The organism is Aliarcobacter butzleri (assembly GCF_900187115.1).
In the GTDB taxonomy this organism is placed as follows: Bacteria; Campylobacterota; Campylobacteria; order Campylobacterales; family Arcobacteraceae; genus Aliarcobacter; species Aliarcobacter butzleri.
Genome location: NZ_LT906455.1, coordinates 2,153,319 through 2,174,663, shown reverse-complemented (window position 1 = coordinate 2,174,663; position 21,345 = coordinate 2,153,319). Strand labels below are relative to the sequence as shown.

The 21,345-nt window shown below is 28.3% G+C and carries 18 protein-coding genes; 6 read left to right on the top strand and 12 right to left on the bottom strand.

What is annotated here, in order from left to right:
- Positions 1-3: 3 nt before the first annotated feature.
- The 10 genes from CKV87_RS10875 to CKV87_RS10830 form a co-directional block, all read right to left on the bottom strand.
- Entirely contained in the window at positions 4-1,305 is a 1,302-nt protein-coding gene (locus CKV87_RS10875) for an aminotransferase class V-fold PLP-dependent enzyme (protein ID WP_012148036.1), read from the bottom strand.
- A gap of 85 nt (positions 1,306-1,390) precedes the next feature.
- Complete coding sequence (locus tag CKV87_RS10870; RefSeq protein ID WP_012148035.1) at positions 1,391-2,689, bottom strand: saccharopine dehydrogenase C-terminal domain-containing protein; 1,299 nt, start codon at positions 2,687-2,689, stop codon at positions 1,391-1,393.
- A gap of 12 nt (positions 2,690-2,701) precedes the next feature.
- The gene (locus tag CKV87_RS10865) at positions 2,702-3,793 is read right to left on the bottom strand and encodes a sulfite reductase (RefSeq protein WP_012148034.1); all 1,092 of its coding nucleotides are present in this window, start codon (positions 3,791-3,793) and stop codon (positions 2,702-2,704) included.
- Positions 3,794-3,802: 9 nt separating this feature from the next.
- Entirely contained in the window at positions 3,803-5,212 is a 1,410-nt protein-coding gene (gene cysN / locus CKV87_RS10860) for a sulfate adenylyltransferase subunit CysN (protein WP_004511054.1), read from the bottom strand.
- A gap of 1 nt (position 5,213) precedes the next feature.
- Positions 5,214-6,125 carry a sulfate adenylyltransferase subunit CysD gene (gene cysD, locus CKV87_RS10855; protein WP_012148033.1) on the bottom strand — a complete coding sequence of 304 codons (912 nt, stop codon included), beginning with the start codon at positions 6,123-6,125 and terminating at the stop codon, positions 5,214-5,216.
- Positions 6,126-6,141: 16 nt separating this feature from the next.
- Positions 6,142-6,846, bottom strand: coding sequence for a phosphoadenylyl-sulfate reductase (locus tag CKV87_RS10850; protein WP_012148032.1), 705 nt, complete (start codon positions 6,844-6,846; stop codon positions 6,142-6,144).
- Between the two features lie 8 nt (positions 6,847-6,854).
- The gene (locus tag CKV87_RS10845; protein WP_004511051.1) at positions 6,855-7,085 is read right to left on the bottom strand and encodes a DUF2061 domain-containing protein; all 231 of its coding nucleotides are present in this window, start codon (positions 7,083-7,085) and stop codon (positions 6,855-6,857) included.
- Positions 7,086-7,118: 33 nt separating this feature from the next.
- Positions 7,119-8,051, bottom strand: a complete 933-nt coding sequence (gene cysK, locus CKV87_RS10840; protein WP_012148031.1) for a cysteine synthase A — start codon at positions 8,049-8,051, stop codon at positions 7,119-7,121.
- A 30-nt stretch (positions 8,052-8,081) separates the two neighbouring features.
- Positions 8,082-8,495: an RrF2 family transcriptional regulator gene (locus CKV87_RS10835; RefSeq protein ID WP_004511050.1), complete on the bottom strand. Its 414-nt coding sequence runs from the start codon at positions 8,493-8,495 to the stop codon at positions 8,082-8,084.
- A 6-nt stretch (positions 8,496-8,501) separates the two neighbouring features.
- Positions 8,502-9,773 (bottom strand): O-acetylhomoserine aminocarboxypropyltransferase/cysteine synthase family protein, encoded by a 1,272-nt coding sequence (locus CKV87_RS10830; protein ID WP_012148030.1) that lies wholly within the window; start codon positions 9,771-9,773, stop codon positions 8,502-8,504.
- A 207-nt stretch (positions 9,774-9,980) separates the two neighbouring features.
- On the opposite strand from CKV87_RS10830, the gene CKV87_RS10825 reads away from it, so the two are divergent.
- The 6 genes from CKV87_RS10825 (at position 9,981) to CKV87_RS10800 (ending at position 16,696) form a co-directional block, all read left to right on the top strand.
- On the top strand, positions 9,981-10,298 hold the full coding sequence (locus tag CKV87_RS10825) for a cupin domain-containing protein (RefSeq protein WP_012148029.1): 318 nt from the start codon (positions 9,981-9,983) through the stop codon (positions 10,296-10,298).
- A 10-nt stretch (positions 10,299-10,308) separates the two neighbouring features.
- Positions 10,309-11,538, top strand: coding sequence for a BaiN/RdsA family NAD(P)/FAD-dependent oxidoreductase (locus CKV87_RS10820; protein WP_012148028.1), 1,230 nt, complete (start codon positions 10,309-10,311; stop codon positions 11,536-11,538).
- Positions 11,538-12,647 (top strand): hypothetical protein, encoded by a 1,110-nt coding sequence (locus tag CKV87_RS10815; protein WP_012148027.1) that lies wholly within the window; start codon positions 11,538-11,540, stop codon positions 12,645-12,647. Before CKV87_RS10820 ends, CKV87_RS10815 begins: the two co-directional genes overlap by 1 nt.
- 141 nt (positions 12,648-12,788) lie before the next feature.
- Positions 12,789-13,268, top strand: coding sequence for an RNA polymerase sigma factor (locus tag CKV87_RS10810; protein WP_012148026.1), 480 nt, complete (start codon positions 12,789-12,791; stop codon positions 13,266-13,268).
- Entirely contained in the window at positions 13,258-14,214 is a 957-nt protein-coding gene (locus tag CKV87_RS10805; RefSeq protein ID WP_012148025.1) for a FecR family protein, read from the top strand. Before CKV87_RS10810 ends, CKV87_RS10805 begins: the two co-directional genes overlap by 11 nt.
- Before the next feature lie 151 nt (positions 14,215-14,365).
- Complete coding sequence (locus tag CKV87_RS10800; RefSeq protein ID WP_012148024.1) at positions 14,366-16,696, top strand: TonB-dependent siderophore receptor; 2,331 nt, start codon at positions 14,366-14,368, stop codon at positions 16,694-16,696.
- Positions 16,697-16,826: 130 nt separating this feature from the next.
- On the opposite strand, the gene CKV87_RS10795 is transcribed toward CKV87_RS10800, so the two are convergent.
- Positions 16,827-18,227, bottom strand: coding sequence for an efflux transporter outer membrane subunit (locus CKV87_RS10795; RefSeq protein WP_012148023.1), 1,401 nt, complete (start codon positions 18,225-18,227; stop codon positions 16,827-16,829).
- A complete protein-coding gene (locus tag CKV87_RS10790) occupies positions 18,220-21,345 on the bottom strand; it encodes an efflux RND transporter permease subunit (protein WP_012148022.1) in 3,126 nt (1,041 codons plus the stop codon). The genes CKV87_RS10795 and CKV87_RS10790 overlap by 8 nt, the downstream gene beginning before the upstream one ends.

The window sequence follows — 21,345 nt, the reverse complement described above, 5'->3', positions numbered from 1 at the left end:
AAATTAATTAATAACTTTTTTAATACTTTCAACCAAATTTTTTATATCATCTTTTGTTTGTGAAAAGTGAATAGATACTCTAACCCATCCAGGACGATTTGTTCTATCAAGTTTTTCTATTCCAAGTAAATCATGCCCATAAGGTCCTGCACAAGAGCATCCTGCTCTTGTTTGAAAACCATCTTGAGAAGATATTTTATTACATAAATCATAAGGACTTAAACCTCTTATATTAAAAGAAATAATCCCTATATTTTGGGCTTCTTGATTTCCATAAATTACACAATTTGGTATTTTTTTCAGTTCATTTATCAAAAACTCTTTTAATTCATCTTTTTGTTTTTTTATAAAATCAAAACTAATTTCATTTCTTAGTTGATATGCCAATGAAGCACGAATTAGTTGTAAAATACCTGGAGTTCCCGCATCTTCTCTTGCTTCAATCTCTTTTTGGTAAAGTTGTAGATTTTTATTTACATATTCTACTGTTCCACCACCTGCAAATGTAGGAGCAATTGAAGTATCTATTAAATCTTTTCTAATAACTAATAAACCACAACTTCCAGGACCACCAAGAAGCTTGTGCGAAGACATAAACATAGCATCAAAAAGATGACAAGGTATATTCATATATGGGCTACTTGCTGCTGCATCAAAACAGATAATTGCATTGTAAGCTCTTAATATTTTTGAAATTTCTTCGTAAGGAGTTATTATTCCAGTTACATTAGAAGCAATACAAAAAGAAGCAATAATCTCTCTATTTTTATTTTTTTCTAAAATCTCTTTTAAGTGATTTAAATCAACAAGTCCATCTTTATCCAAATTTACTCTTTGAGTTTCACATAAAGCTTCTCTAAAAGAGACCTCGTTTGAATGGTGTTCATAAGGTCCTACTATAACTAAAGGAGCATTTTTTTCATCTATTTCAAAGTTAAATCTCTTTTTAGTTGCAGGAGGAATATAAAGTCCTAATAGTTCTTGAAAATGCTTTATTGCAGCAGTTGAACCACAGCCACTTGGAAGTATTGCAAAATCATCAGTCAATTCCAAATTATGAGCTAGATTAATTCGAGCTCTTTCATAATAATTTGTTGTTTTATCTGCATTAGAAGCTTCTTTTGAATGCGTATTTGCATAAGTTTCTAAAACATCGTGTATTCTATTTTCTATTTGTCTAAATCCAAGTCCTGAAGCTGTATAGTCAAAATACTCTTTTTTATTTTTTCCAATAGTGTTATATCTAATGAAATTTAATATGTCAGCATTTTTATCAAAAAAAGGACGAAAAATATCTTTATTCATAAATTTTCTCTTTAAAAATTAATAATATTTATATAGTGCATAATTTTATCTTATTCTTAATTAGCATTTGTTTTTTATCATAGGCTTATTTTATCGAATTGATTAAATTGATTTTATAAGAGCTTAATTCTCTTTTTATTATATCATTTGTAACAGGACCTAAAATAGATGGTAATTTTTCTGTTACTAAAACACCTTTTATATCATTAAGTTTTTGGTTTAATAGTGTATAAAATATCAAAATTCCTGCGCCAATTCCTGTTGGATAAGAAATATAAGTTGAACCAGAATAGTTTGTTTTTATTAAATTAGTGTATTTATTAAAAGATATTCCAATAGATTCAACATTTTTTATTTTTTTAGAATTTTGAGGATAAGAGATTTCTAAATATATATCTGCAATAGCGCAAAATTCAGCATACTTTATAGTTTTGTTTTTTATATAATCTTCTATTATTTGAGGAGATTTCATTTTTGGTATAACATCTTTAATAATACTATTAATAGAAATTTCTGAATCTTTATATCCATAACAATATTTATTTGATAAAAGATTTAGTTGATAGAGATTTTTCATCAGTTCTATCTCATTTCCTCCAACAAACATTTTAATATTTTCTATATCTTTAAAGCTTTGTTTTAAAGATATTATCTCTTCTTGAAAGACAGGATAAAGCTCTACAAAGTTCTTAAAATAAGGAAATTTATAAGTTTTTGATTTTGAAAATGGTTCAATTTTTTTTAGTTTATTTTTTTTGAAAAATAGTGGTGAATAAGATATCTCTTCAATTGCTACTTTTGGTGACCAAGAAAATATTAGTTGTTTTGACTGAATTTCTTCTAATAAATTTATCTCTATTTTACTTACTTTTGTTTCATAAGGTAAATTTGAAAGAGAATAAATTCGTTCACCTATTAAAAAGTTAGTAATTCCTGGAGATATTCCTAAATTTATCAATGCAAAAAGAGAATTTTTTTCAAACTCTTCATTTAAACTTTGTTGTTCAAACTGTAAAGATGAGATTACATTATCATTATAAATATCACTAGCCAAATCTGCATAGTTTGTTTTAAAAGCTAGTGCTAATTTCATTATAGAAAGATTATAATCAGGAATAGAAGTATTTATAAAAATTGTTGATTTTTCTAAATACTTTGTATAGTTATTGTAGTTTGTAAAAATTTCTTCGAAATCTTTTATTTCTAAAAATTCAGAGTTATTTAAAACTTCTGTATTTTTAAAAAAGTGTGATTTTGCTTTTTTTATATCTCTTACAACAAATAAAAATTTTATTTCATCGTTTGAGCTTTTTTTACTTAAATCATATAATAATCTAGCAATAACACTACAAACAGCTCCTACTCCAAAAAAAACTATTTTCACAAAAGAGCTCCACTAAACAAAAGGATTAAAGTTTGTTTTTTCTAAATCACTAGCTAAATTTTTAGCATTTATTGCTGGTACATCAAGGATAATAATAATATTACCTTTATGTGTGATTTTTATTCTTGAAGCATTGTATTTTTCAAATAAAGCTAATAAATTATCAATTGTTGAACTAGAAAATTCATTTGAACCTAGTCTACACCCAATGTAGCTTTGTCCTTCAATTTTACTTTCATTTATTCCAAATCTTGGTTTTTTTGGTGTTTTATCTTTTGAAATGATGGCACTTTTTTGTACTTTATAATCCATCATAGAGTTTAAAATATCAAAAAATCTAACATAACCTAAATCTTTAATCAGATATTCGAAACTACTTTTTTCAATATCATCTCTATCTCCAAAATCTTTATAAATATTTGCAATAGAAATAGCACATTTTACAACAGAAGAAGGAGTAATAAATCCTATATTTTTATCCAAAATATTTAAAGCAAAGATTATTTTACCTTTAGAATCTTTTGTTGCATTAAAGCTAATGTCAGGAGTAAAAGCTACATCGCATCCCTCTTCATAACCACTTATTGCAATATGTAGTTTATTTGGAAGATTTGAAAAATTTCTATTTCCTATAAAAGTATCATTTAACTTATTTGCAAGAGGTTCTACATCTAAAATTTGTGTTTTATCAATACCATTTACAGGACAAGTTAGAACTCTTCTTACTGTATGACCATTTTCAAAAAAAGTATTTAAATTTACTTCATTAAGTTCTTTGAAAATATCTGGAATATTGTTTATCTTTAGGTTTTTTAATATAACTTTTTGCTCTTTACAAAACATCAAACTGCTATTACTATATTTTTTTGAAAGTTCATTTAATGTTTTTAATTGAATTAGATTTAATTCTCCTAAGAATAAAGGAATTCTTAGTTCAAAAAATTCTTGTTTTTCATCTTGTGCATAAATTCCATACCAATTGAATCTTTCTAAATCTTCTACTGGTATTAACTCTCCAAAAATAGCATAAAAATAGATATCAGTTAAGATATCTATTGTTTTTTTTTCTTTTTTAATTTTTTCAATATTTAGATTTTGTGACATAAAAACCTTCTAAAAAATCTCTTTACATTCCCAATGTGGAAAATGTTTTCTAACAAGTGCATTAAATTCAATTTCAAAATCTGAATAGATACTATCTTTTTTGCTTTGATCTTCTGATTTATTTCTTATCATTCCTGCACCAACAGTATTATTCGTAATTCTATCAATTATAATAAAACTTCCCATAACTTTATTTTTATCATAAGAGTCAAATGCAATTACTTGTTCTAAATCAAGTTTTGCTCTTGAAATTTCATTTAAATTTAAGACATTTGCTTCACTTTGTTCTAAAGTATTAACATCTGTTTTATAATAAAAATGATCAATTGACCCAACTGTTACAGTTGTTGCTCTTTTTATAAAATATTGTTTTCCTTTTATTAAAGGTTCTTCACTCATCCAAACAATATCAACATCTAAATTACTAGCATGATCTGGTTGTTCATCGCTTTTTACGATGATATCACCTCTACTAATATCAATTTCATCATTAAGTGTAAGTGTAATTGCTTGTTGAGAATAAGCATAATCTAAATTGCCATCATAAGTAACTATCTCTTTTACAGTAGAACTTTTTCCTGAAGGTAAAACTGTAATTGCATCACCAACTTTTATAACTCCACTTGCAATCGTTCCACAAAAACCTCTAAAGTTTAAATTTGGTCTATTTACATATTGTACTGGAAATCTAAAATGAACTAAATCTCTATCTTCATCAATTTTTATTGTTTCAAGAAGATTCATTAGTGTATCACCTTTATACCAAGGTGATTTTTCACTTCTTTTTACGATATTGTCACCATTTAAAGCAGAGATTGGAATAAGTGTAATATCTTTTGTCATTCCTAATTCTTGCGCAAATTTTAAATAATCTGAGCTAATTTGATTAAATATATCTTCTTTAAAATCAACTAAATCCATTTTATTTACTGCAACTACTATATGTTTTATTCCAAGTAATTTAGTAATAAAAGAGTGTCTTCTTGTTTGTGTTTGAACACCATATCTCGCATCAATTAAAATAATTGCTAAATCAGCTGTACTTGCACCAGTTGCCATATTTCTTGTATATTGCTCATGACCTGGAGTGTCTGCAATAATAAATTTTCTTTTATCTGTTGTGAAATATCTGTAAGCAACATCAATAGTAATACCTTGTTCTCTTTCGCTTTGTAAACCATCAACTAAAAGCGCTAAATCAAATTCACCTTCTGTTGTTCCAACTTTTTTACTATCTTTTTTTATTGCTGCTAATTGGTCTTCAAAAATCATTTTTGAATCATGTAATAATCTTCCAATTAATGTAGATTTTCCATCATCAACACTTCCACAAGTGATAAATCTTAATAATTGTTTGTTTTCATGCTCTTTTAAGTAGCTTTCAATATCTGTTGCTATTTTATTTTCTAAATCTGACATCTTAAAAGTATCCTTCTATTTTTTTCTTTTCCATTGAACCAGCTGAGTCATTATCAATAACTCTTCCTTGTCTTTCACTTGTTTTTGTTAATAACATCTCTTGAATAATTTCTGGTAATGTTGTTGCCGTACTATCAACAGCACCTGTTAATGGATAACAACCAAGAGTTCTAAATCTAACCATTTCTTCTTTTATTACATCATCTGGGCCAATTGGCATTCTATCATCATCAACCATGATTTTTACACCATCTTTTTCAAGAACAGGTCTTTTTGCTGCAAAATATAATGGAACAATTGGAATTTGCTCTAAATAGATATATTGCCAAATATCAAGTTCTGTCCAGTTTGAAATAGGGAAAACTCTTATACTTTCATCTTTATGAACTCTACCATTGTAGATATTCCAAAGTTCAGGTCTTTGATTTTTTGGATCCCATCTGTGATTTTTATCTCTAAAAGAGTAGATTCTCTCTTTTGCTCTTGATTTTTCTTCATCACGTCTAGCTCCACCAAAAACAGCATCAAATTTGTATTTATTTAATGCTTGTTTTAAACCTTGAGTTTTCATAATATCTGTATGAACTGCACTTCCATGAGTGAAAGGGCTAATATTCATAGCAACACCTTCAGGATTTGTATGAACTAATAGTTCAAATCCTTCTTCTTTTGCTCTTTGGTCTCTAAAAGCAATCATCTCTTTAAATTTCCATAAAGTATCCACATGAAGTAATGGAAATGGTAATTTTGCAGGTGCAAAAGCTTTAAGTGCAAGATGCAACATAACAGCTGAGTCTTTTCCAACTGAATACATCATAACTGGATTACTAAATTCTGCAACAACTTCTCTAATAATATGAATTGATTCTGCTTCAAGTTGTTTTAGATGAGTTAATCTTTCCGTACTTATCATTTTTTTATTTTCTCCATTATTTTTTATGTAAACCACACTCTTTGTGTTCAGGGTTTTCCCACCACCATCGTCCTGCTCTTATATCTTCACCATCCTTAATGGCTCTGGTACAGGGTGCACATCCAATACTTGGGAATCCTTGATCATGAAGTTTATTATATGGGACTTTGTTTGTTTTTATATAATCCCAAACATCTTCTTGGCTCCAATTGATTAAAGGATTAACTTTTATAACATTAAAGTTTTCATCCCATTCAACTAAAGGCATATCTGTTCTTGTAACACTTTGAGAAGCTCTTAAACCTGTTACCCAAACTTCAACATCTTTTAAAGCTCTTTTTAAAGGCTCAATTTTTCTTATATTACAGCAATTTTTTCTATTTTCTATACTTTCATAGTGTCCATTTACACCTTGAGTTTTATATAATTTTTGTACATTTTCATTATCTGGAAAAAATACATCAATTTTTATACCATATTTTAAATTTGTAGCATCCATAACATCATAAGTTTCAGGATGAAGTCTTCCTGTATCAAGTGTAAAAATAGATGCATTTTTGTCTTTTTTCAATAAAATATCTGTTAATACTTGATCTTCTGCTGCTAAGCTCGAACTTAAAGCAACATTTTTAAAATTATCTAAAAAATAAGCAATTACATCTATTGTTGTTTTATTTTCAAGTTCTTTGTTAATATTTTTTAAATCTTCTTTTTTACTCATTTATTAGCCTAAATTTGATAATCATTTCCTGTTTCTTTTACTTTTCCAAAAGATAACTTATTCCAAGCTCTTTCATGAAAATAGTATAAAGCCATTTTAGTAATTACTTCAATAGAACCAATTGAAGCTGCCATTATTAAATTACCAGTTACAAAATATGAAACAATCATTGTATCAAGTGTTCCTACTGTTCTCCACGATACTGCTTTTACAACTGACCTATAAGGTTTTTCGTGCATTAATTTTCCTCAAAGAGAGATGAAGAAGAGGTCTTACTCTTCTTCGTAATTATATAATCCTGAACTTAAATATCTTTCACCTGTATCACATAAAATTGTTACTATTGTTTTACCTTTATTCTCTGGTCTTGCAGCTACTTGACTTGCTACATATGCGTTAGCCCCTGCGCTAATACCTACAAGCAACCCTTCATTTTGTGCTAATTGTCTTGATGTCTCTATTGCTGCATCATTTGACACTTGAATTATTTCATCATATATTTTTGTATTTAATATATCTGGTACAAATCCTGCTCCAATCCCTTGGATTTTATGTGGTCCTGGGTTTCCTCCACTTAGCACTGGGCTTGCTTCTGGTTCTACTGCTATTATTTTTATATTTGGGTTATGTGCTTTTAGAACTTCACCTGTCCCTGTCAATGTTCCACCTGTTCCTACAGCTGCTATAAAGATATCTATTTTTCCATCAGTATCTTTTAATATCTCTTGAGCTGTTGTCAATCTATGAATCTCTGGATTTGCTTTATTTGCAAATTGTTGAGGAATGAAAGAGTTTGGTGTTTCCTCTTTTAATTCATTTGCTTTTTCAATAGCACCTTTCATACCTTTTTCTGGTGGAGTTAAAACAAGTTTTGCTCCTAATGCTTGAAGAAGTCTTCTTCTTTCAATACTCATTGATGCTGGCATTGTAAGGATTAGTTTTATTCCTAATGCTGCACAAACTGAAGCTAGTGCTATTCCTGTATTTCCGCTTGTTGGTTCGATTACTATTGTATCTTTATTGATTAATCCTTCTTTCAAAGCTGTATTAATCATATTTGTTCCAATTCTATCTTTTACTGAATGTGTTGGGTTTAAAAATTCACATTTACCTAATACTGTCGCTCCACTTTCATTACTTGCTTGTTGCAATTGTACTAGTGGCGTATTTCCTATTAATTCTGTTATATTCTTTGCGTATCCCATCTTTTATTCCTTTTCTTATAATTTTAATTTTTAAATACTGTAATGTAAAACTTCGTTATATTTTTCTTGATATTCATCTAATTTAGATAATTTTATATCAAAAATTTTTTTCATACTATTTTTTGATTCATCAAAAAATATGTTCAAAATAGGGTTTTCAGATTTAGAATCGATAATTTTTATATCATCTTCTAAAGCTATCAAAATATCAACTATTTTTATCTCATCCGGTTTTTTGGCAAGAATATATCCGCCTCTTGCACCTCTTATACTATTTACCAAATTTGCTTTTCTTAACTTACTTAAAAGTTGTTCTAAATAGTTTTGAGGAATATTCGCATTAGCCGATATATCCTTGATTTGCATGGGAGTATCAGCTTTATGCTTACTTAACTCATACATGGCACTTAGTCCATATACCCCTTTTGTCGAAATTAGAGGCATATCTAACTACTTATCCAAAGCTTGTGTTAAATCAGCAATTAAATCAGCTGTATTTTCTAAACCAATAGAAAGTCTTACTGTTACTGGATTTACTCCAGCTTTTGCCAATTCTTCTTCACTTAATTGAGAGTGAGTTGTTGATGCTGGATGAGTAATTAATGATTTACTATCTCCGATATTTACAACAACACTAAATAGTTTTACACTATCAATAATTTTTTTAGCTTCTTCAAAAGTGCTAACTTCAAATGAAATTAATCCTGATGATTTACCATCTTTAAAATATTTTTGAGCTTTGTCATAATATTTGTCATTTTTCAATCCAGGATAACTTACACTTTTTACTTTAGGATGAGACTCTAAGAATTTTGCAATTACTAAAGCATTATCAGAGTGTTTATCAACTCTTAATGCTAAAGTTTCTAATGTTTGAATTAGTAACCAAGAATTAAGTGGTGATTGAGTTGCTCCAATATCTCTTAAAAGTGACAATCTAATTCTCAAACAAAAGTTTGGAAGTGGAACATCTGTATAAACTAATCCATGATATGACTCATCAGGTGTTGTAAAATGATAATATCTTTTTGAATTTGCTTTGAAAAATTCAGCTAAACCATCTCTTTCAACAACAATTCCACCAATAGCTGTACCTTGACCATTTGTATATTTTGAAGTTGAGTGAACTACAACATCAACTCCCCATTTGATTGGGTTAAATAAAGCTGCTGTTGCAACTGTATTATCACAAATAGTTATTACACCATGTTTTTTAGCAACTTCTACGATTTTTTCAACAGCAGGAATTGCAATTTGTGGGTTTGATAATGATTCAAAATAGATAGCTTTTGTTTTATCATCAATTAACTCTTCTAAATTTGAAGCATCATCACTTTTAAATACTTTTGTTTTTATTCCAAATCTTTTAAGTGTATAAGTTAATAAAGTAACTGAACCACCATAAAGTTTGTCTGAAATAAGAATATTATCTCCAGCTTCAGCAACATTTGCAACTGCATAAAAAGATGCAGCTTGTCCACTTGATGTACAAATCGCAGCAGCTCCACCTTCAAGTGCAGCATATCTTTGCTCTAAAACATCAGTTGTTGGATTTGTCAATCTTGTATAAATTGGTCCAAGTTCTTTTAATGCAAATAGATTTGCTGCATGTTCACTATCTCTAAATGCATAAGCAGTTGTTTGAGAAATAGGAACTGACATCTCACCATTACCTTGCTTTTTGTTATAACCTAAATGTATAGCAATAGTTTCTCTTTCCATTTTTTAATCCTTTTTAATTTAATCAACTTTAAATATGTTGAAATTATAGAATATTTTTTTTATTATGTCAAGTAATTTAATCAAAATTATATAAATATAGAATATATTTTATAAAATTATAGTTGATTAAATTTATCAATATTTACTTTTTAGTGTTAAGTATTTATTTGTTAAAATACCTAAAAATCAATACTTGGATAGATAAAGTTGATAGAAAAATATAATATATTTGATGAAATTCCTATTGATAAAAATCAAGAAATTTTTTTTGAAATTTTTAAAAATGAGAAGATAAAAATAGAAAAAATTGTTTCAAATGGACAAAAATCACCAGAGAATTTTTGGTATGAACAAGAAAAAAGTGAATATATTTTACTTCTTGAAGGTTTTGCAATTCTACAATTTGAAGATTTTGAAGTTGAACTTAAAAAAGGTGATTGCCTAAATATAAAGGCTTTTCAAAAACATAGAGTAAAATTTACAAGTTTGGATGAACCAACTATTTGGTTTGCAGTATTTTATTAAGGAAAAAAATTTGAAAATAGCAATTATTGGTTGCGGTGCAGCTGGAATTATGGCTGCAATTACAGCTAAAAGATTAAATAAAGATTTACAAATAGATATGTTTGATGCAAATAAAGGTATTGGGAAAAAGATTTTAGCTAGTGGAAATGGAAGATGCAATATCTCAAATAGCAAGATAACTTCAAAAAATTTTATAGGTGAAAATCCTGAGTTTGTAAATTTTGCTTTAAAAGAGTTTGATTTTAAAGCCTTTGAAAAATTTTGTAAAAGTATAGGACTTTTTCTTGATGTTAAAGAGAGTGGAAAAGTTTATCCTCTTTCAAATGAAGCAAAATCGGTAATAAATCTTTTGGAGTTGGCTTTAAATGAGTTAGGAGTAAATATTTATTTAGAGAGTTTTGTAAGAGATATTGAAAAAGTTGAAGATAAATTTAATATCAAACTTGATGAAAACGAATACAAAGGTTATGACAAAGTTCTAATTTCAAATGGTTTAGGTGCAGCTCCTCAACTAAATGCAAATGAGAGTGGTTTGGATTTTGCTTCAAAATTTGGACATTCAACTAATCCAACTTATCCATCACTTGTGGGACTTCAAACTGATAACAACTATAATGGAAAACTTCAAGGAGTAAAAAAAGAGTGTTTGGTAAGTTTGTTTGTAAACAACAATTTAGAGGAAGAGATATTTGGAGATGTACTTTTTACAAGTTATGGAGTTTCAGGTTTTGCAATACTTGATATTTCACAAATGGCTGTTTTAAATCTAAGCTCATATCAAGATGTAAAAATCGCTATTAACTTCTTTCCAAAACTTCCTAAAAATGATTTAGCTGACCAAATACAAAGTTTATTAAAAACTGTCCCAAATCAAAGAGTTGTAGATATCTTAACTGGGATGGTTTCAAATAAAATAGCTCCAGTAATACTTGATATTTGTAAAATCAATTTTGAAACAAAAGCAAATGAAATAAATGCAAAACAGATAAAAGCAATAGCTTATCAACTAAATCAATGGAAACTAAAAATCATAGATACTCAAGGTTTTGCCCATGCAGAAGCAAGTGGCGGAGGAGTAAGAACTGTTGAAGTTGATAATAAAACTTATGAGAGTAAGTTGGTAAGTGGTTTATATTTTGCAGGAGAAATTTTAGATATAGTTGGAAATAGGGGAGGGTATAATCTTCATTTTGCGTGGGCGAGTGGGTATCTTGTAGGAAAATCGTTAGGAGAAAAGTAATGAAACTTTATAAAATTGATAATATTTTGTTTTTTGGTGATGAATGTTTGGGTGAATTATCAGAGGAAGAGGACATAGATTTAATAGAGCTTAATTCAAGTGAATTTGGCAATAAGTTCTTGAATCTGAGAGATGAAGATATTATAGATAATATTCATGTAAATATTTATGAAGGACATATAAATTATATAAAAAAAGTTTCAAATAAAACAATAATAGAATTATCAAATAATTATCTTTTAAGCGAATGGAATTTTGAATTAACTCCAAACGCTTATGCTGATTTTATGAATAAGAATAATATAGATTCTTTCGTTGAAGATGGTTGTGTTTTTAATTCTTTAAAAAAAGAGTTAGTAGGTGAGTTGAGTATAGAAGATTGTATAAATGATTTCATATTAAAAATTAATGAACTAAATACTGAATTGGTATTAAAAAATAAAATTAATCAATCAATAAGTTTTTCACAAGAGCATTTATCGGCAGGAATATCTATACTTCAGTATTTTGGAAAATTACTACAAGAAAAATATCCAAGTGAAAAAGTTAGTGTTTCAATTAAACAAGAAGGTTTAAAAGTTACTATGAATATAGAAACTCCTGATGGTAGAAAAGAGGAAATAGAAGAATATTTAAATAGATATGGAATGGTTATAACAAATCAGATAACGCCACAAGAATTTACTTCAAATCCTATTCAAGTTTTAGAATTAGAAACTAAACTAAGAGCTGCTGAAATGGAAATAGGATTTCAAAAAAAACTTTTAGCTTTACAAGATAAAACTTATGATAAAAATATAATTTCATTAAAAGATGAGATTAAATATCTGAGAGATGAATTATCCGCTTTGAGAAATTTGAATAATGAGAATATACAAATCTTATTAAATTCTTTACTTAATAAAGATAGGATGATTAATAAATTAACAAAATCTATAAATAATAGAAATGATATTGAAACTAAACAACTGTTATTAGAATTAAAAGAAAAAGATTTAAAAGGATATGTTAGTTTAAAACAGCATATCGATAATGCAATAATTGGAGGAATAGTAAATGCTCCTTCTTGGATTCAATTTACAGTAGGAATATTATCAAAAGTTGGATGATATTGAAAGTGAGCATTTTCAAAATAGCGTAAAGAAAAATCAAATTAAATCTGTTTTTACTTATCATGATCGACTTTTTGATAAGTGAAAATTAATTTTTGTTTTGATACCTTATCTCAAAATCAATTAATGAAGAGTGAAATGTTAGAATACTATAAAGAGATATTAAACTATGTTTCCAAACTTGTAGGAGATAAGGAATCAGCAAAAGATATTGCTCAAGAAACTTTTGTAAGAGTGATGGAACTAGATTCCAATAAACAAATCAATCGTTCTTTTTTATATAAAACTGCAAGAAATATTGTAATTGATGAGCTGAGAAAAAATAAAAAATTTTCTCATGTTGAATTTTTGGAAGAGACATATTCTATTCCAAAATACGAACAACCTGATGAAATAGTAATAGAAGATAACCAATATAAAAATCTTATGAAAATAGTAAATACTTTACCATCAAGAAGTAAAGAAGCTTTTATTTTTCATGCTATTGATGGATATAGTAGAAAAGAGATAGCTGAAATTATGGGAATAAGCCAAAATGCAGTAGAAAAACATATAACAAGAGCTACTAAAAAATTACAAGAAAAATTAACAAATAAAGTAGGACAACTTGAAAGATAAAATCAAAGACAAAGCTATACATTGGGTTGCCTGTAAAAAAGAGGGTTTGACTTTCGAGCAAGAAAAAGAGTTTGAAATCTGGCTAAAAGAAGATGAAGAACATCAAAAAGCTTTTGAAGAAGCAAATCTAGTTTATAGTATTTTTCAAAATATTCCTAAAAATCACACTCAAACATTAAGTAAAAATGCTTTAAAAGAAGCAAAAAAAATCAAATTTATAGAAAAAACTGTTAAACCTTTTATTGGAATGGCTGCTATTTTATGTGGATTATTTATAGGATATAAGTTTTTTATTCCAGAATATGAAAAAGATTATAAAACACAATTTAGTAGTTTAAAACAAGAGATTTTACCTGATGGTTCAAAACTTTCAATTGATACAAAATCAAATTTACAAATAGAGTATTTCAAAGATAAAAGAAAAGTTTTTTTAGAAAATGGGCAAGTTTTATTTGAAGTTGCAAAAGACAAATCAAGACCATTTATAATAACTTCAGGAAAAACATCAATAGAAGTAGTTGGTACAAAGTTTGAAGTTAAAAATTTAGAACATATTACAACTGTTAGTGTTGAAGAAGGAGTTGTAAAAGTAAGTTTCAATAATCACACATTATTACCAAATCAAGATATTTCACTTTTAAAAAAAGGTGAAAAAATAGTAATAAGTGATTTAGGAAAGATAACTTATCTTGGAAAAACAGATATAGAAGAGATTGCTCCTTGGAGAAATGATGAACTTATTTTTAGAAAAATCACTTTAAAAGAGGCTTTTGATACTTTTTCTAGATATCAAGATTTGAAAGTTGAATTTCAAAATAAAAATTTTGAAAATAAACTTTTTAGTGGAAAGTTTAATACTCTTGAAATAGACAAATTTTTATTTGCTATCCAAAAAATCTATCCTATTAAAATAGTAAAAAGTGAAAACAAAATAACTGTAAATTAGTTATTTTGTCTCATTTTTTATATTTATACTTCAAATAATCAATAAATTTTAAAATTTGTAAAAAATAGTGTCCGATTTTGGAGTTCTATTTCGTTTTAATTAATACGAAAACAATTCTCATAATTGTAATTTAATTAAAAAGGAAAAATAAATGATGCATTTAAAGGCGAAGATTATAACTTCTGCTAGTGCAATACTACTTTGTGGTAGTTTATTTGCACAAGATGTTTATACAGTAAAAAATATGAGTTTGAAACAAGCTTTAGAAAAAATCTCAAAAGAATCAAAACTTGCATATATCGTAGATGAAAGTTTAATAAGTGGAAAAACTGCTCCAAATATAGAAAATGTTCAAGGTCTAAAAAATGCACTAAATCAAGTATTAAAAGGAAGTGGACTTGAAGCAACTATCGAAAAAGGTACTATTATCATAGAAAAAATTGTTGGTCAAGGAACAGTATTAGAAACAATTTCTGTAAATGAAGGTTATAGTAATGGAAGTGCGGAAAATGGTTATGTAACAAAAGAGATAAGTGGAGTTGGACTTTGGGATAGAAGAAGTTTACAAGATACACCTTACCAAATGAGTGTAGTTTCACAAGATATGCTTGAAAATAGTGCAAGTGGAGTTGACCAAATTTTTAAGATGAATCCTGTTGTTCAAGTTACAAGAAGTTCGACTTCTTCTCATAGTTGGAATACACCAGAAATAAATATAAGAGGTTTTAGTGCATCAGGAAATCATATTCTAGATGGAATACCTTTTTCTTGGGTAGAAGGGATTATGCCAGAAGAACTTGAGCGAATGGAAGTTTTAAATGGTTTATCAGGTTTTTTATATGGAGTTGGATATGTGGGTGGATCAACTAACTATGTAACAAAAAAGCCAACGTTAGAAAGACTTACAAATGTTACAGTAGGAACTACTGGAAATGAAGCAGCTTATGCACATATAGACTTAGGTGGAAAAATAGATGAAAAAGGAAAATTCACTTATAGACTAAATGCTTTAAAACAAGATGGTGAAACTTCTATAAAAGATCAAAATATTGATAGAGAATTAATTACAGGAGCACTAGATTGGAGAGCTACAGATAATTTAATTTTATCTTTTGATGCTTCTCATAAAAAGACAAGAATAGATAAATTGACGGCTTCATTTAGTAGTAATCAATCGATAAATAATTTAGATCCAAAACAAGGTTATGCCCCTGATTGGACTTATTCTGATGCTTCTCAAGATAGATTGGGATTCAAATCTTTATGGCAAATCAATGATAATGTTAAACTTAGAACGGGATATATTCATCTTGATCATGAAAATGATATGAATATGCCATATGTATATGATAATTATGATGGAACATATAGACTTAACTATTATAGAACATGGCCTCATACATCAACAACACAAGGAGCTTATGTTTATACTGATATTGACTTTGATACTTTTGGAGTTGAACATACTTTGACTATTGGTGGTTCAGGAAACAAAACTAAAAGTAAAAGTATAGATGGTGCATATGAATGGGATTTAGTAGGAAATTACACTTTAAATGAGTTAAATAATGCTCTAGAACCAATTTATAGAGGAAGTTCAGATAATAAAAAATATGTATCAGGACGTAATGAAAAAACAAATCTTATGATAGGTGATGATATTAGATTCAATGACCAATGGAGTGCTTTAGTTGGATTTAACTATGCAAAAACTGAAGAAAAGAATTATAATATAAATGGAGATAGAACTGGTGGATATGATGCAGATGAAGTAACTCCGAGTGTATCTTTAATTTTTAAACCATTTGAAGATTTAACAACTTATGTTACATATATGGAATCTTTGGAAAATGGATTGAAAGTTGAATGTGCAAATTGTAATAATAATGGAAGTGTTCTTGACCCTTATGTAAGTAAACAATATGAAGCTGGAGCAAAATATTCAGTGTCAGAAAATCTACTTTTAAGTTCAGCATTGTTTAGAATAGAAAAAGCAAATAGATATGATAAGGATTTACCAAGTGGAATGAAAGAGGTAACTCAAGATGGATTGGAAATTCATGAAGGTTTAGAGTTAACTGCAACAGGAAAAGTAACTGATAATTTAACAATTGTTGGTGGTGGAACAATTATGAATTTAGAAATAGATAAAGCTGCATCAAATGAAGGTAAGAAACCGACAGATACTGCTTCTAAAATGGCAAAACTTTATGCAGAGTATGATATTTCTGCAGTTAAAGGTTTAACTCTGACTGGTGGAGCATATTATACAGGAGAGTCTTATAGAGATGGTGCAAATACAGATGTTATACCTTCTTATACAGTTTATGATGGAGGACTTAGATATAAAACTAAGTTAGATAAATATCCTACAACTTTTATAATGAATGTTACAAATTTAACTGATAAAAAATACTGGAGAAGCTCAACATCTTTTGGTGAGCCAAGAAATCTTGCATTTTCTATGAAAATGGAGTTTTAAAATATGAAGAGAGTTTTCTCTCTTTATTATAAAATTAGTTCATGGGTTCTATTACCTTATGTTTCCTTTTGGTAATTATGATTAGTCTCATTTAGAGCCCATGACCTAGTTTTAAAAAGTATTAGACTAATTAATTTATTTTTTCATTCCCGCCAAAAACACTATATAAATTTACTCTATTTGTTAGTTCTAAAGAATAGTTATTTATAAGAGTTTGTTGAGCATTTATAAGTGTTCTTTGAGAAGTTAAAACATTTAAAAAAGAACCAATACCTATTTTATACGAATTCAAAGATATCTCATAACTTTTTGATACAGCTTCAACTAACTCTTTTTGTTTTTGAATTTGCTCATTTATAGTTTTTCTAATAACTAAAGTATCATTTACTTCTTTAAATGCAGTTTGTATAGATTTTTCATATTCTTGTAAGGCAATATCTCTTTGTGCATAAGTGTAATCTAAATTTGCCATATTTTCTCCACCACTAAAGATTGGAATAGATATATTTGGAGAAAAACTCCATACATTTTGAGCATTTCCATTAAATAAATCACTTAAACTTCGACTTGCTATTCCACTATTTGCAGTTAAAGAAATAGTAGGGAAAAACGCAGCTCTTGCTGCTCCTATATTTGCATTTTTTGATTTTAGATTATATTCTGCTTGCATTATATCAGGACGTCCTAATAAAATATTTGATGAAATAGCTGGTTTTACTAACATTAGCCAACTTGTATGAGTTTCAAAACTTTTAGGTAATAAATCATCGTTTAATGGCTGAGCAACTATAAGTTCAAGTGCATTTTTATCTTGTTCTACTGAATTTGAGTATGAAATAACACTAATTTGTGCTTCATTTAAAGAGGCTTTTGCATCAAATACATCTGTTTTTGAAACAACACCAGCTAAATATCTTTTTTGTGTAAGTTCATAAACCTTTTCAAGATTTTTTACCGTTTCAGTAGCAAGTTTTAGCTGTTCTTGATGAATTGCTAAAGTTATCCAAGCAGTTATTGTTTCAGATATTAAACTAATTTTTGTTGCGTTTGCTGCGTATTGAGTAGAAAGAAAACTATCCAAAGCACTTTGACTTAAACTTCTTACTTTTCCAAATAAATCTATTTCGTAAGATGCACTTATATTTGCGGAATAGTTATGTGAAATAGAAGTGCTATTTTCTGAGTTCATACTTTTTGAGTGTGTTGCACTTCCTTTTGCATCAAAAGTTGGAAAGTTATCTGCTCTTGCAATTCTATAAGTTGCACGTGCAGATTCTATATTTAAAAGTGCAATTTTTAAATCCTTATTATTTTCAAGTGCTAAACTTACAACTTTTTTTAATGTTTCGTCTTGTACAAAGTTTTCCCAATTTGGTTTTACTAAAGATAGATCATCTGAACTATTTTCTACTGAATTATTTTTAAAAGTTTGAGGAATAACATTTGAATCAAGTGTTTCTAAGTTAGGAGTTAAAGTACAACCACTAAATAAAATAGTCGTTAGGATTATAGAGATATTTATTTTATTCATGAGTATTCTCTTTTTTTGAAAAAATATTTTTTATTAAAACAAAAAATAGTGGTACGAAAAATATAGCTAGGATTGTAGCAGTTATTGTTCCTCCAATGATTCCTGTTCCAATAGAAATCCTACTATTTGCTCCTGCTCCTGTTGATATTGCAAGAGGAATAATACCTGCAATAAACGCTAATGAAGTCATAACAATAGGTCTTAGTCTCAAAGTTGCTCCCTTTATGGCAGCTTCTATCAAGGGAACACCTTTTTTATATAAAGTATCAACAAACTCTACAATCAAAATAGCATTTTTTGCAACTAATCCAATAGTTGTTAAAAGTGCAACTTGAAAATATACATCATTGTCTAAACCTCTAAAATAAACAGCTAATACTGCTCCAACAACTCCTAAAGGAATGACCATCAAAATAGAAAAAGGAACTGACCAACTTTCATAAAGTGCAGCAAGACATAAAAATATTACTAAAATAGATATTGCATATAATATTCCAGCTTGTCCTGAAGATAGCCTTTCTTGATAAGAAGCTCCACTCCAAGCGTGCATTGTTCCAGATGCTTGAGAATCAGCAATTTTATCCATTTCATCCATAGCAACTCCAGAACTAACTCCAAGTGCTGCTGAACCTTCTAACTCATAAGATGCAAAACCATTATAGCGAGTAAGCTCTGTAGGACCATATTCCCATGAAGTAGTAGCAAACTCTCTAAAAGATGTCATCGTACCATTTGAGTTTTTAACTTTCCAAGTATATAAATCTTCAGGTTTTGATCTATAAGGAGCTTCACCTTGGATATATACCCTTTTTACTCTTGAACGGTCTATAAAGTCATTTACATAAATACCACCCCAAGCAGCGCTTAAAGTACTATCAATATCTTTTATAGATAATCCTAATGAAAATGCTTTTTCCATATCATAAACTATTTTTAATTGAGGAGTATCTTCAGAATCATCAGAACGAATTGAGCTGATTTTTTCATTTTGTTCTGCTTGTTCTAAAACTTTATCTTTTACTTGGGCTAATTTTTCTCTAGTTGTTCCAGCATCTGCTTGAAGTTGGAAAGTAAATCCATCTGTTGCACCCAATCCTTGAACTACAGGAGGACTCATCGTAAATATTTTTGCATCTCTAATAAAATAAGGTGAATTTGGATTTGAAAATGTCTTAGATGCTCTTTGTGCTATAACTTCAGAAGTATTTTCATAACCACTTCTTAAATCCCAACTTTTTAGTGAAACATATGCCATACCAGAATTTTGACTACTAATTCCTGAGATAGTAAATACACTATTTACATTATTTTTTTCTTCTGTTAAAAAATAATTTTTTATATTCTCTGCAATATCAACCGTTCTTGAACTAACTGCTCCAACAGGTAAAGTGTATCGTACCATTAGACTTCCTTGGTCTTCTTTTGGTAAAAAACTTGTAGGAAGTTTCATAAAAAAGACAGCTAATATTCCAATAATTAAAATATAAATAAACATATATTTTTTGGGTGATTCTAAAATTTTATGTAATATATTTTTATATCTTTTTGTGAGTTCTTCAAATTTTTTTGTAAACCAATAAATAAAACCTTTTTTGTTACTCTCTTCTTGTTCTTTATGTGGTTTTAAAATAGTTGCACAAAGTGCAGGAGTTAAAGTTAAAGCGACAACAACAGAAAGAACCATTGATGAAATAATTGTAATAGAAAATTGTCTATAAATAACTCCTGTTGAACCACTAAAAAATGCCATTGGTAAAAATACAACAGAAAGTACAGTTGCCACTCCAATTAACGCACTTGTTATTTCCTGCATTGAAAGGATAGTTGCTTCTTTTGGTGAAAGATTATTTTCACTCATATTTCTTTCAACATTTTCAACAACTACGATAGCATCATCAACTAAAAGTCCAATGGATAAAACCATTCCAAACATAGTAAGAGTATTTATTGAATATCCTAAGATATTTAAAATACCAAAAGTTCCTAAAATTACAACTGGAACTGCAATTGCAGGAATAAGTGTAGCTCTATAATTTTTTAAGAAAATATACATAACAGCAATAACTAATAAAATGGCTTCAAAAAGCGTTTTAACAACTTCTTTTATTGAAGCTTTGATGAATAAAGTTGAATCTCTTGGATAATCTATTTTATAACCTTCAGGAAGTGAAGCTTCTGATTTTGCTAAAAAATCTTTAATTGCATTTGCAGTTTTTACAGCATTTGCTCCACTTGCAAGTTGTATTGCAATTCCTGAAGATGGATATCCATTTAAACTTGTAACAACATTATATGATTGTGAACCAATTTCAACTTTTGCTACATCTTTTATTTTTACAAATGAGCCATCAACATTGCTTTTTACTATAATATTTTCAAACTCTTGAACAACTTTGAATTTTGATCTAGCAGTTACTATAACAGAGAGTTGTTGATTTTCTAAAGTTGGTAAAGCACCTAAACTTCCGGCACTAGCTTGTGAGTTTTGAGCATTTATTGCTGATTGGATATCTGATGGCATAAGGTTATAAGATTCTAATTTTATTGGGTCTAACCAAATACGCATAGCATATTGACCACCATAAACTTGGACTTCTCCAACTCCATCAATTCTTGCAATACTATCTTGTAAATTACTTACTAAATAATCAGCAATATCAATTTTTTGTGCTTTTCTAGTTTCATCATATACAGAAGCTAATAATAAAAAATCTGTTTGAGATTTTACAACTCTAACACCTTGTCTTTGTACATCTTCTGGAAGTCTTGAAAGAATAGCTGAAACTTTGTTTTGCACTTGAACTTGTGCAGTATCTGGGTCTGTTCCTTGTTGAAAAGTTACACTTATTCTTGCATTTCCTGTTGATGAACTTGATGATGAAAAATATATCATTCCATCAAGTCCTGTTAGTTGCTGTTCTATTATTTGTGTAACACTATTTTCAACTGTTTCAGCAGAAGCACCTGTATAAGTTGTAGAAATATTTATCTGTGGAGGTGCAATATCAGGATATTGTTCTACTGGAAGAGTATAAAGTGATACTGTTCCTGCAATCATAATAACTAAAGAGATAACCCAAGCAAAAATTGGACGATTAACAAAAAATTTAGCAATCAT

Coding starts and splice junctions, on each gene's coding strand:
- CKV87_RS10875 (WP_012148036.1), bottom strand. CDS start 1,305: ATGAATAAAGATATTTTTCGTCCTTTTTTTGATAAAAATGCTGACATA.
- CKV87_RS10865 (WP_012148034.1), bottom strand. CDS start 3,793: ATGTCACAAAATCTAAATATTGAAAAAATTAAAAAAGAAAAAAAAACA.
- cysN (WP_004511054.1), bottom strand. CDS start 5,212: ATGTCAGATTTAGAAAATAAAATAGCAACAGATATTGAAAGCTACTTA.
- cysD (WP_012148033.1), bottom strand. CDS start 6,125: ATGATAAGTACGGAAAGATTAACTCATCTAAAACAACTTGAAGCAGAA.
- CKV87_RS10850 (WP_012148032.1), bottom strand. CDS start 6,846: ATGAGTAAAAAAGAAGATTTAAAAAATATTAACAAAGAACTTGAAAAT.
- CKV87_RS10845 (WP_004511051.1), bottom strand. CDS start 7,085: ATGCACGAAAAACCTTATAGGTCAGTTGTAAAAGCAGTATCGTGGAGA.
- cysK (WP_012148031.1), bottom strand. CDS start 8,051: ATGGGATACGCAAAGAATATAACAGAATTAATAGGAAATACGCCACTA.
- CKV87_RS10835 (WP_004511050.1), bottom strand. CDS start 8,495: ATGCCTCTAATTTCGACAAAAGGGGTATATGGACTAAGTGCCATGTAT.
- CKV87_RS10830 (WP_012148030.1), bottom strand. CDS start 9,773: ATGGAAAGAGAAACTATTGCTATACATTTAGGTTATAACAAAAAGCAA.
- CKV87_RS10815 (WP_012148027.1), top strand. CDS start 11,538: ATGAAACTTTATAAAATTGATAATATTTTGTTTTTTGGTGATGAATGT.
- CKV87_RS10810 (WP_012148026.1), top strand. CDS start 12,789: ATGTTAGAATACTATAAAGAGATATTAAACTATGTTTCCAAACTTGTA.
- CKV87_RS10800 (WP_012148024.1), top strand. CDS start 14,366: ATGATGCATTTAAAGGCGAAGATTATAACTTCTGCTAGTGCAATACTA.
- CKV87_RS10795 (WP_012148023.1), bottom strand. CDS start 18,227: ATGAATAAAATAAATATCTCTATAATCCTAACGACTATTTTATTTAGT.
- CKV87_RS10790 (WP_012148022.1), bottom strand. CDS start 21,345: ATGATTGCTAAATTTTTTGTTAATCGTCCAATTTTTGCTTGGGTTATC.